Source organism: Streptomyces sp. NPDC050315 (genome assembly GCF_040655775.1).
Lineage (GTDB): Bacteria > Actinomycetota > Actinomycetes > Streptomycetales > Streptomycetaceae > Streptomyces.
This window is the reverse complement of the sequence record NZ_JBFAKN010000020.1, coordinates 1-12,025: the sequence shown is the minus strand read 5'-3', so window position 1 is coordinate 12,025 and position 12,025 is coordinate 1. Positions and strand designations below refer to the sequence as shown.

Below are 12,025 nucleotides of genomic sequence, written 5' to 3'. Positions count from 1 at the left end.
GACGAGCTGGACGGCCTCACCGTCACCGGCGCCGACTGGTGGTTCAACCTCCGGCCCTCCAACACCGAGCCGCTGCTGCGCCTGAATGTCGAGGCGCGGGACGCGGACACGGTCGCGCGGGTACGGGACGAGGTTCTGGCCATCGTTCGCGGATAGCTCCGCGTCGGCAGCTGCGCCGAAGGGCGGCCGGCGGCGTCCCACGGACCCCCGCCGGCCGCCCAAAAGCACCCCTCACCGCCGCCCGGCGGTACGCTGACGAGGGGAAACACATCGTCACCCTGAAGGGGTCGCCTCCATGCCGGTCGAAGCCAGCCTCCTTGAGATCCTCGCCTGCCCGGCGTGCCACGCCCCTCTGGCGGACAAGTCTGCAGACGACCCCGCCGAGCTGGTGTGCACCGGCAGCGACTGCGGCCTCGCCTACCCCGTACGCGACGGCATCCCCGTCCTCCTCGTGGACGAGGCCCGCCGACCGGCCTGAGCCTCGCGCCCCGGGCCGGCCCCGCCGCTCCGCCCAGCCACATCCGGCGACCGGAAGGCAGCACACACCATGCTCGACGAGTCACTCCTCGACGCCCCCGAGGCCCTGGCCGAGGCGGACCGGTACGGCCTGCTGCGCGCCGTGGCCGAGTCCGGCGCCCGCGTGCGCACCGCCGCGCGGAACGCCGCCGAGGCCGGCATACCGGACCTCACGCCCGACGGCCGCCCCCGCACGGTCCTCGTCGCGGGCCCAGGCCCCGCCGCCCCCTGCGTCGCCGACCTCTTCGGCGCCCTCGGCGGCGGCAGCTGCCCGGTGTCGCTGATCCGGCCCACCGGCGTGGCCCCCGTCCCGGGCGCGCTGCGCTGGTCCCTGCCGGGCTGGACGGGCTCGCTGGACCTGCTGCTCGTCGCGGGCCCCGACGGCGCCGACGCGGGCCTGGCGGAGCTGGTCGAGAACGCCTACCGCCGGGGCTGCGCCATCGTGGGCGTCACCCCGGCCGACAGCCCGCTCGCCGACGCCATCACCCAGGCCCGCGGCCTGGCCGTACCGCTCGCCACCACCCCGTACGACGGCGAGTTCGACGTCGAGGGCGCGCCGCCCGCCGCGCCCGGCACCCTCTGGTCGCTGCTCACCCCGCTGCTCGCGCTCGCCGACCGGATCGGCCTGCTCGACGCCCCGGCCGACGCGCTGTCCCGGCTCGCCGACCGGCTCGACCAGGTGGCCGAGCACTGCGGCCCGGCCATCGCCACGTACAGCAATCCGGCCAAGACCCTCGCCGCCGAGCTCGCCGACAGCCTCCCGCTGATCTGGACCGAGGGCCCGGTCGCCGGGGCCGTCGGCCGGCACTTCGCCGCCGTACTGACCGGCCTCGCCGGCCGCCCCGCGCTCGCCGCCGAGCTCCCCGAAGCGCTCACCGCGCACCGCATGCTGCTCGCCGGCGCCCTCGCGGCCGGCGCCGATCCGGACGATTTCTTCCGCGACCGGGTCGAGCAGCCCGAGGCGCTGCACGCCCGCGCCCTGCTGCTCCGTGAGGGCGCGCCGGGCCCGCTGTCCGCCGCACCCGCCGCCCGCGACCTGGCCCTGGAGCGGGACACCACGGTCAGCGAGCTCGAAGCGGAGAGCGACGGCAGCCCCCTGGAGAACGCCGCACAGCTCCTGGCCACCACGGATTTCGCCGCCGTTTACCTGGCGCTCGCCGGAGCCGAGGGATCATGACGCGGGGCGGTGTGCGGCGCGTCCGCAGGACCGCCGCCCCGCCCGCCACGCCACCCCCCACTCGCCCCCTGTCGCCCTATCGACACCTACAGGAGCCCGCCCGCCATGGACCGCCTCACCAACACCGTGCGCCCCTACGCCTGGGGTTCCACGACCGCGATCCCTTACCTCCTCGGCGTCGAGCCGACCGGTGAGCCGCAGGCGGAGATGTGGATGGGCGCCCACCCCGGCGCCCCCTCCCGCGTCGACCGGGGCCTCGGCCCCCAGTCCCTGGCCGAGATCATCGACGAGGACCCCGAGCACGAGCTCGGCGCCGACTCGGTACGCGCCTTCGGTCCCCGGCTGCCCTTCCTGCTGAAGCTGCTCGCGGCCGGCTCCCCGCTCTCCCTCCAGGTCCACCCCGACCTCGCGCAGGCCAAGGAGGGCTTCGCCGACGAGGAGCGGCGCGGCGTGCCCCTGAGCGCCGGTCACCGCAACTACAAGGACGCCAACCACAAGCCCGAGCTGATCTGCGCGCTCACCCCGTTCGACGGCCTGTGCGGCTTCCGGCACCCCGAGGAGGCCGCCGAGCTGCTCGCCGGACTCGGCGTCGACAGCCTCAAGCCGTACGTCGACATCCTGCGCGCCGGGCCCGAGGAGGACGCGCTCCGCGAGGTCCTCACCGCCGTCCTGACCGCCGACAAGCACGCCATGGCCGAGACCGTCGGCGAGGCGGCGGCGCACGCCGAACGCCTGGGCAAGGCCGGCGGCCCGCACGCCGAGTCCTACGCCGCGTACGCCTCGATCGCCCACCACTACCCGGGCGACCCCGGCGTGATCGCCGCGATGCTGCTCAACTACGTCACGCTGCAGCCCGGCGAGGCCCTCTTCCTCGGCGCCGGCATCCCGCACGCCTACCTCAACGGCCTCGGCGTCGAACTGATGGCCAACTCCGACAACGTGCTGCGCTGCGGCCTCACCCCGAAGCACGTGGACGTCCCCGAACTGCTGCGCATCGTCCGCTTCGAGGCGGCCGACCCGGGCGTGCTGCGCCCGGAGGCGGGCCCCTCGGGCGAGGAGGTCTACGAGACGCCCATCGACGAGTTCCGGCTCTCGCGCTACGTCCTGGCCCCCGGCTCGGCGGCGGTCGCCCTGGACGCCCGTACGCCGCAGGTCCTGCTGTGCACGGCGGGCTCGGTCGTCCTGCGGGACGCGCCCGGCGCGGCGTCCGCGGGGCGGGAACTGGCGCTCGCGCCCGGTGAGTCCGCCTTCGTCCCGGCCGGGGAGGAAATCACCATCGACGGCGAGGGCACGCTCTTCCGCTCCACAGTGGTGGCCTGATGCAGGCCCCTGGGGCGGGCTGCAAGAATGACCTTCCAATCGGTTAAAGGGGCAGTAAAGCCCGGTCGACGGAAGGGACATGCGGCACTCATGAGTGCATCAGGTGGCACCAAGGCCATCGTCGCGGCGCTGGGCGCCAATCTGGCCATCGCCGTAGCGAAGTTCGTGGCGTTCGCCTTCAGCGGTTCGTCCTCCATGCTGGCCGAGGGCGTGCACTCGATCGCCGACTCGGGCAATCAGGGACTGCTGCTCCTGGGCGGAAAGAAGGCCAAGCGCGAGGCGACGGCCGAACACCCCTTCGGCTACGGCCGCGAGCGGTACATCTACGGCTTCCTCGTCTCCATCGTGCTCTTCACGATCGGCGGCGTCTTCGCGCTGTACGAGGGCTGGGAGAAGATCCAGCACCCGCACGAGCTGGAGCACTGGTACTGGCCGGTGGGCGTCCTGGTCTTCGCGATCGTCGCCGAGAGCTTCTCCTTCAGCACGGCCATCAAGGAGTCGAACACGCTGCGCGGCGAGCAGTCCTGGACCCAGTTCGTCCGCCGCGCCAAGGCTCCCGAGCTGCCGGTCGTCCTCCTGGAGGACCTCGGCGCGCTGGTCGGCCTGATCCTCGCGCTGGCCGGCGTCTGCCTCACCCTCATCACGGGTGACGCGCTCTGGGACGGCATCGGCACGATGTGCATCGGTGTGCTGCTCGTACTGATCGCCCTGGTACTGGCCGCCGAGACCAAGTCGCTCCTCCTGGGCGAGGCGGCGGGCGCCGACGATGTCGCCAAGATCCGCGAGGCCATCGTGGACGGCGACACCGTCACCCGCGTCATCCACATGCGCACCCTCCACCTCGGCCCGGAGGAGCTGCTGGTCGCCGCGAAGATCGCGGTCCAGCACGACGACACGGCCACGGAGGTCGCCGAATCGATCAACGCAGCGGAGGACCGCATCCGCGCCGCCGTACCGATCGCCCGGGTGATCTACCTGGAGCCGGACATCTACAGCGCGGAGACCGCGGCCTCGGGCAGCCCGGTACCGGGCGCCTGATCTGCTCCGACGCGGCGGGGCCCCGCACCCGGTGATCTGGGTGCGGGGCCCCGTTTTTGCTGCCGTTCGCCTACTGGATCTCGGCGAGTACGGCCATGATCGCGTCGCTGTCCGGCGCCGCCTGCAGCCGCGCCCGGAAGTCCGCGTCCATCAGCTTCCGCGAGAGCAGCGCGAGGATGCGCAGATGCTCGTCGCCCGCGGCGGCCTCCGGTACGGAGATCATGAAGACCAGCTTCGCGAGCGTGCCGTCCATCGACGCCCAGTCGATGCCCTCGGCGGACCGTGCGAACCCGACGACCGGCGCGGTGACCGCGTCCGTCTTCGCGTGCGGGATCGCGATCTCCTCACCGAGCCCAGTGGTGCCCTGCGCCTCCCGGGCCAGCGCCACCCGCACCAGCTCGTCCACGTCCGCGACCCGCCCGGTCCCGGCCGCCGCCAGCTCGGCCATCTCCCGGATGGCCGCCTCCTTCTCGGTGGCGTCCAGCTGCACCTTGATGGTGGCGGGGGTGAGGTAGCCGGAGAGGACGGGGGTTTCGGCCTCCGCCTCCGGGCCGACTTCCGCATCCGTGTCCGTACGGGTGTCCGCACCGGCTTCCGTACCGGCGACCGAGGCCGTCGTGGCGGTCGCGCCTCGCGGGGCCGCGGCCGCCGCACCCGCCGGAGCGGGCTCCGCAGCGGGGGCACCGGCGCCTCCGCTGCGGCCTCGTTCCGCCATCGACATCAGCGTCACCGTGCACAGCGCGGTGACGACCGTTCCGGCCACGACCGCCACGAAGAACATCGCGACGCCGCCCACCGCGCCCAGCACGGCGACGATCGGCCCGCCGTGCGGCACGCTGTCCGTCACCCCGGCCAGGCCGGCGATCGCGCCGGCCACCGCGCCACCGGCCATGTTCGACGGAATGATCCGCGCGGGCCGGGCCGCCGCGAACGGGATCGCGCCCTCCGTGATGCCGAAGCACCCCATGAACAGCGCCGCGAGCCCGGTCTCCCGCTCCTGGTCGTTGTAGAGCCGGCGGCGCAGCAGCGTCGCCAGCCCCTGCCCGAGCGGCGGTACCGGAATCGCGGCCGCGCACATGCCCATGATCTCCGGGTTCTTGGAGACCAGCCCCGCGCCGAACAGGAACGCCGTCTTGTTGACCGGCCCACCCATGTCGAACGCGATCATCAGCCCGAGAATCACCCCGAGCAGCGCCGCGCTGGACCCCGTAAGGCCGCCCAGCCAGCTCGTCAGATGCTCGAAGACCCACGAGATCGGCTGCCCGATGACATAGATGAAGAACAGCCCCAGCGCCGTCGTCGCCACGATCGGGATCACGATGATCGGCATGATCGGCTGGACGAACTTCGGTACCCGGACCTTCTTGATCCACTGCACCAGATACCCGGCCAGGAACCCGGTGACGATCGCCCCGATGAAGCCCGCACCCGACTTGGAGTCGTACAGCGCGCCCGTATTGGCGATCCAGCCGCCGATCATGCCCGGTACCAGCGCGGGCCGGTCCCCGATCGCGTACGCGATGTACCCGGACAGGATCGGCACCATCAGCGTGAAGCCGATCGTCCCGATGTCGTTGACGTGCTTCCAGAACGAGCCGTCGGGGATCACGAGCCCGCCGTCGGCCTGCGGATGCCCGCCCAGCGCCAGCGAGACGGCGATGAGCAGCCCGCCCACCACGACGAACGGGATCATGTAGCTGACGCCGTTCATCAGCGCCTTGTACGCGACGCTGCGCTCCTTGCCGCCGTCGGCCGCCCCGGCGGACGCCGTGTCCGTACCGGCCGCGCCGCCGCTCCCGGCGCCGGCGTCCGCGCCGTACACGGGCGCGCTCCGCACCCGCTCGATCAGCTGCTCGGGGTGGTGGATGCCCTCGGCGACCCCGACCACGATGACGCGCTTACCGACGAATCGGGCGCGGTCGACGTCCTTGTCCGCCGCGATGATGATCCCGTCGGCGTCCTTGACATCGTTGTCAGACAGTACGTTCTCGGCCCCGATGGACCCTTGTGTCTCCACCTTCATGTCGTGCCCGAGCGCCTCGGCGGCCTGCGCCAGCTTCTCGGCGGCCATGTACGTATGGGCGATACCGGTCGGGCAGGCGGTCACCGCGAGCAGCCGCAGCCCCTGCTTCTGCCCGGTCTTCTCGGTGCTCGTACTGGTACTCGCTCCGGTGCCCTTTTCGGTGCTCGCGACCCCTTCGGACGCTGCGCCTCGGGGGCCTGCGCTCTCCGGACCCGGGGGCCCGGCGCCCTCGGGAGGCACCGCTGAACTGCTGGTCACGTCTCTCTCCTCACGATGTGCCGCGCAAGAGCGTGCAAGTGTTCCCGCGCACCCCGCATCCTGCAACAAGAACCCCACCCCTCCAACCCCTCACACAGCCCCCACGCGTCACCGCACGGCAGCCCCCAGCTTCGACTGACACCCGCGCCCCGTCAGGGGCGCGGGGAACTGCGCGACCAGCCACAACGGCGCTGCAGCCGCTACAGATCAGAACCGCCCCCGCGAGTCACGTTCCTCGGAGGCGGGCCGCCCTGGGGGCACATCCCCCCGGCCGCACACCGCGCCGCACACCGCGCGGCACCGCGCCGCGCACCCGCGCCGCGCACCCGCCCCGAAGCCGCCCCCGGCGGCATACGCGCCGCACCCCCCGGGAGGGGCTGGGGTTCGCTGGGCCGATCGGTGTAGATTCGTGCCCAGTGCCAGACGTCGCTGCTGATGGCGGTCGGGCGGCCCGTACCGCGGACCGGCCGAGGGAGAGAGGGCCTCCGACGGACTGCGTGCTGCGGCCAGGGGACAGGTATGTCCCGGTGGCGGACACATCCGAGCGATACGTCCGCGCCGGCGACGATCAGGTCCACACGACCGGGCAACCGGTCACAGGATTGTCCGGGGCCGGGCGTACCGCACCGCGTACACCCGCCCGTACACCCCGCCTGCCCGCGCCGCAGACTGCCGACCGCAATCACCCTCCGACCTCCGGGGAGCAGCCCGACATGACGACAGCAGCCACCGGTCAGGACTTCAAGGTCGCCGACCTGTCCCTGGCCGCCTTCGGCCGCAAGGAGATCACCCTCGCCGAGCACGAGATGCCCGGCCTGATGGCGATCCGCAAGGAGTACGCCGACGCGCAGCCGCTGGCCGGCGCCCGCGTCACCGGCTCGCTGCACATGACCGTGCAGACCGCCGTCCTCATCGAGACCCTGGTCGCCCTCGGCGCCGAGGTCCGCTGGGCGTCCTGCAACATCTTCTCCACCCAGGACCACGCCGCCGCGGCCATCGCCGTCGGCCCGAACGGCACCCCCGACGACCCCCAGGGCGTCCCGGTCTTCGCCTGGAAGGGCGAGACCCTGGAGGAGTACTGGTGGTGCACCGAGCAGGCCCTGACCTGGCCGAACTCGCCCACCGGCGGCCCGAACATGATCCTCGACGACGGCGGTGACGCCACCCTCCTCGTCCACAAGGGCGTCGAGTACGAGAAGGCCGGCAAGGCCCCCTCCGTCGACACCGCCGAGAGCGACGAGCACCGCGCCATCCTGGAGCTGCTCAACCGCACCCTGGCCGAGTCGCCGAAGAAGTGGACCGAGCTCTCCTCGGAGATCCGCGGTGTCACCGAGGAGACCACCACCGGCGTGCACCGTCTGTACGAGATGCACCGCGACGGCACCCTCCTCTTCCCGGCGATCAACGTGAACGACGCCGTGACGAAGTCGAAGTTCGACAACAAGTACGGCTGCCGTCACTCCCTGATCGACGGCATCAACCGCGCCACCGACGTCCTGATCGGCGGCAAGACCGCCGTCGTCTGCGGTTACGGCGATGTCGGCAAGGGCTGCGCGGAGTCGCTGCGCGGCCAGGGCGCCCGCGTGATCGTCACCGAGATCGACCCGATCTGCGCGCTGCAGGCGGCGATGGACGGTTACCAGGTCACCACCCTGGACGAGGTCGTGGAGACGGCGGACATCTTCGTCACCACCACCGGCAACAAGGACATCATCATGGCCTCGGACATGGCCAAGATGAAGCACCAGGCGATCGTCGGCAACATCGGCCACTTCGACAACGAGATCGACATGGCCGGCCTGGCGAGCATCGAGGGCATCGTCAAGGACGAGGTCAAGCCGCAGGTGCACACCTGGACCTTCCCCGACGGCAAGGTCCTGATCGTGCTCTCCGAGGGCCGTCTGCTGAACCTGGGCAACGCCACCGGTCACCCGTCCTTCGTGATGTCCAACTCCTTCGCGGACCAGACGCTGGCCCAGATCGAGCTGTTCACCAAGCCCGAGCAGTACCCGACCGACGTGTACGTGCTGCCCAAGCACCTGGACGAGAAGGTCGCCCGCCTCCACCTGGACTCGCTGGGCGTCAAGCTCACCGAGCTCCGCCCGGAGCAGGCCGCCTACATCGGCGTCGAGGTCGAGGGCCCGTACAAGCCCGACCACTACCGCTACTGACGGCTGCTACTGCCGACGCTGCCGTTGAGCCAGGCCCCCGTCCTTCCCGGGCGGGGGCCTGGCCCGCATCGCCCCTTGCGTAGCCTCGTCAGCAGCCCCCTTCGCGGGACGCCCCGACGGAACCACTGAAGGACCCCCATGCCCCGCGGCCGCTACTCGCTGCACGACCCGCACGATCACACCCCCCTCGGTGAAGAGCACTTCCACTGCGCCACCGGCCCCTCCGGCTGGCGTTACGTCTCGCAGATCACCACCCCCTCCGGCGACCACGCCGGCTCCGTCGACCTCACCCTCGACGACCTCGGCCGCCCCATCCGCCTGGAACTCCACGCCGCGTCCTGGCAGGTACGCGGCGCCGCGCTCGAAGGCGTCACCTGGGTCCGTACCGACCCCTCCGGCACGCACGCCACCGAAGGCAATGTCCCCGCCCACTCCTTCACCGGCGCGTCCCCCGCTTTCCTCGTCGCCACCGCCCGGCTGCTGCGCCCCGCCCCCGGCTCCGGAGCCGTCCGCACCCGGCTCGTGGCCTTCACACCCCCCGTCCTCGCACCCCGGACGCTCGACCAGTCCTGGGCCCTGGTGAACAGGACAGCACACGCCACTGACAACGGCCCGCTGACTGTGGACGAGTACCAGGTCAACGACCTGGAGACCGGCGAACAGCACGCGATCCACGTCGCCGGCGACGTCGTCCTCTCGGCCCCCGGCATCGAACTCGAAGACCTCGAATCCCCGCCGTCGACCTTCCCCACCGAGACGGACTTCTGAGCCGAGCCGAGCCGCAGCCCGCTGCGGGCTCAGGCAGGCGGCGCGAACCCCGTCGCCCGGCCCGCATCCGCTCCACTCGCCGACGCCGACGCGTCGGGCGCTGCCGGACCTGCGGGGCTTGTGGGTGCTGCCGGACCTGCGGGACTCGCGGGTGCTGCCGGCGCCTCGGAGCTTTCCGGTCCTGCCGGTACTGCCGGCACTGCGGGGCTCGCGGGGGCTGCGAACCCGACCGCCCCCGCTTCCGGCGCGGCCGCCCCTGCCGACGGGCCCACCCCCGCCGACCGGTCAGCTCCCGCCGACCGATCCGTTCCGAAGGCCCGCCGTGCTTCCCGCCCCTGCCGTTCGACCACCACCGCCGACAGATAGGCGGCCGGATGCACGCCCTGCGGCGGCACCGCCCCCGTCCACCCCACGAAGTCCTCGGCGAGCTGCCCGGCCATCCGCCACCCGACCTGCGGATCCAGCTGCCCCGCCCGCGCCAGGTACTGCCGTACGGTCAGCCACCAGCTGTCCGGTACGCGCGACAGATCCAGCCCCCCGAGCTGTCCCATGAGCCACGGCGGCGGAGGCGGCAGCGCCGACCCACCCCGCGGCACCGGCGTCCGCTCCCGCACGACGACCGTGCCCGCGAACACATCCCCCAGTCGCCGCCCGCGCGCCGACACCAAGGAGGCAATGCACGCCACGACGCCCATCGTCAGCACAATCTCGATGGCCCCCATCGCCCCGCGCACCAGCGCGTGCCGGAAGCGGATCGGCCCACCGTCCTCGCGCACCACCCGGAGCCCGCATATGAGCTTCCCCAGGGAGCGGCCGTGGCTCAGCGTCTCGACAACGATCGGAATCCCGACCAGTACGAGGACGAACGCCGCCACCGAGAGGGCCGCCTGCGCGGCCGAGTCCAGCGAGCCCGCCGCCGCGAACAGCGCCATGGAGATCAGGATGTAGCCGGCCCAGGTCACGGCGAGATCGATGAGCACCGCCAGGGCCCGGCTCGGCAGCCTCGCAGGCCGCAGCCCGAGTACGACCGCCTCACCCGTCACCAGCTCGTTCATCCCCGCCGCCCTCTCGCCTGCGTCCCCACCCGCTGCCGACACCGCCAGTCTGCCAAGCCGATACGACAATGGGCCCAGTACGTTCATCATGAGGATCGAGACCGTCACATGGGGACGAGGAGCGCTACTGAATGGACCTCGATGTCTTCGTTACCGCGCACCGCGCCGAGTGGGACCGCCTCGACACCCTGGTACGCCGCAAGCGCCGCCTCTCGGGCGCCGAGGCCGACGAACTGATCACCCTGTACCAGCGCGCCACCACCCACCTCTCGCTGCTCCAGTCCACCGCACCGGACCCCGCCGTCACCGACAGGCTGACCTCCCTGGTTGCCCGCGCGCGCAGCGCCGTGACGGGCGCGCGCAAGGCCTCCTGGCGCGACACCGCCCGCTTCTTCACGACCTCGTTCCCCGCCGCTCTCTACCGCCTCCGGCACTGGTGGATACCCACCGCGATCCTCTCCACCGTCGTCGCCGCCCTCATCGGCTGGTGGATCGCCGCGCACCCGGAGGTTCAGGCATCCATCGGAGCCCCCGACGCCCTACGAGAGATGACCAGACCGGGCGGCCAGTACGAGACGTACTACTCCAGCCACCCCGCCGCCTCCTTCGCGGCCCAGGTCTGGACGAACAATGCCCAGGCAGCCGCGCTCTGCCTCGTCCTCGGCGCCTTCCTGTGCGTGCCGGTGCTCTGGATCCTCTTCCAGAACATGCTCAACGTGGGGGTCGGCATCGGCCTGATGTCCTCCGCAGGCCGTCTCGACACCTTCCTCGGCCTGATCCTCCCGCACGGCCTGCTGGAGCTGACGGCCGTGTTCGCCGCCGCGGGCGTGGGCCTCAAGCTCGGCTGGACGGTGATCGACCCGGGCCCGCGTACCCGAAGGAACGCCCTGGCCGAGGAAGGGCGCGCGGCACTGGGCGTGGCCCTGGGACTGGCCGCCGTACTCCTCGTCTCCGGAGCCATCGAAGGCTTCGTCACCCCGTCCGGCCTGCCGACCTGGCTCCGCATCGGCATCGGCATCGTCGCCGAGCTGGCCTTCTTCGCGTACGTCTACGGGCCCGGCCGCCGCGCCGCCCGAGCGGGGGAGACCGGCGACGTCGAGCGCTCCGACCGCGACGCCACGCTGCCCACGGCCGCCTGAACGAGGCCTCCGGAGCCACGGGGCGCCGATGTGCACCGGGCACCCTGAGCTGCTAATCTCCTGTTCATCCGAGGAACCCCGTTGACACGGGCGACTCGGGGAGGTAGATTTTAACGGTTGCCGGGAGCTGGACAAGCTCCCCCGCGACAGCTAACATCTACTGCGCTCCGGCCGAAATTCAATTCGGCGGAGCCCTTCCGTCTCTTATCGGGAACGCCAGGTCGATCAAATCGACGAAAACGCTTCTGATAAAGTCGGATCCGCCGAAAGGCGAAAAGGCCAATCCAAAGGCCACCGGAAACAAAATTCAAGCCGGAAACGGTGCGAACAAGGATCTGGTAAAGTCGGAAAAGCCGAAAGGGAAAGCTCGAAAGGGTCGGACCGGAAAGCAACCCCGCTCCAACAGGGGGCTGGATCACTGAAAAGGATCTGGTAAGGTTGGAACCGCGAAGAAGCCGAAAGGCCGAAACGCACCGGCGAAAATCGGAGCCGTAAGGATCTGATAGAGTCGGAAACGCAAGACCGAAGGGAAGCGCCCGGAGGAAAGCCCGCGAGGGTGA

The 12,025-nt window shown here is 71.5% G+C and carries 9 protein-coding genes and 1 pseudogene; 8 read left to right on the top strand and 2 right to left on the bottom strand.

Annotated elements, in window-relative coordinates:
* The 5 genes and pseudogenes from manB to AB0I82_RS36265 all read left to right on the top strand — a co-directional run.
* Nucleotides 1-156, top strand: a pseudogene (gene manB / locus AB0I82_RS36285) (phosphomannomutase/phosphoglucomutase); the annotation flags it as partial.
* A 139-nt stretch (nt 157-295) separates the two neighbouring features.
* On the top strand, nt 296-478 hold the full coding sequence (locus AB0I82_RS36280; RefSeq protein ID WP_223734299.1) for a Trm112 family protein: 183 nt from the start codon (nt 296-298) through the stop codon (nt 476-478).
* A gap of 69 nt (nt 479-547) precedes the next feature.
* Entirely contained in the window at nt 548-1,693 is a 1,146-nt protein-coding gene (locus AB0I82_RS36275; protein ID WP_363261765.1) for an SIS domain-containing protein, read from the top strand.
* Nucleotides 1,694-1,798: 105 nt separating this feature from the next.
* A complete protein-coding gene (manA, locus tag AB0I82_RS36270) occupies nt 1,799-3,013 on the top strand; it encodes a mannose-6-phosphate isomerase, class I (RefSeq protein ID WP_363261764.1) in 1,215 nt (404 codons plus the stop codon).
* Between the two features lie 90 nt (nt 3,014-3,103).
* Nucleotides 3,104-4,051: a cation diffusion facilitator family transporter gene (locus AB0I82_RS36265; protein ID WP_363261763.1), complete on the top strand. Its 948-nt coding sequence runs from the start codon at nt 3,104-3,106 to the stop codon at nt 4,049-4,051.
* Nucleotides 4,052-4,121: 70 nt separating this feature from the next.
* Here the strand turns inward: AB0I82_RS36265 and AB0I82_RS36260 are convergent, their stop codons facing one another.
* A complete protein-coding gene (locus AB0I82_RS36260; RefSeq protein WP_363261766.1) occupies nt 4,122-6,158 on the bottom strand; it encodes a fructose-specific PTS transporter subunit EIIC in 2,037 nt (678 codons plus the stop codon).
* An 887-nt stretch (nt 6,159-7,045) separates the two neighbouring features.
* Here AB0I82_RS36260 and ahcY point away from each other — a divergent pair.
* Entirely contained in the window at nt 7,046-8,503 is a 1,458-nt protein-coding gene (gene ahcY / locus AB0I82_RS36255) for an adenosylhomocysteinase (RefSeq protein WP_363261762.1), read from the top strand.
* A 138-nt stretch (nt 8,504-8,641) separates the two neighbouring features.
* On the top strand, nt 8,642-9,271 hold the full coding sequence (locus AB0I82_RS36250; RefSeq protein WP_363261761.1) for a hypothetical protein: 630 nt from the start codon (nt 8,642-8,644) through the stop codon (nt 9,269-9,271).
* 29 nt (nt 9,272-9,300) lie between these two features.
* On the opposite strand, the gene AB0I82_RS36245 is transcribed toward AB0I82_RS36250, so the two are convergent.
* Entirely contained in the window at nt 9,301-10,326 is a 1,026-nt protein-coding gene (locus tag AB0I82_RS36245) for an RDD family protein (protein ID WP_363261760.1), read from the bottom strand.
* A 131-nt stretch (nt 10,327-10,457) separates the two neighbouring features.
* Between AB0I82_RS36245 and AB0I82_RS36240 the strand changes: the two genes are divergently transcribed.
* Nucleotides 10,458-11,465: a stage II sporulation protein M gene (locus AB0I82_RS36240; RefSeq protein ID WP_363261759.1), complete on the top strand. Its 1,008-nt coding sequence runs from the start codon at nt 10,458-10,460 to the stop codon at nt 11,463-11,465.
* Nucleotides 11,466-12,025: the final 560 nt, after the last annotated feature.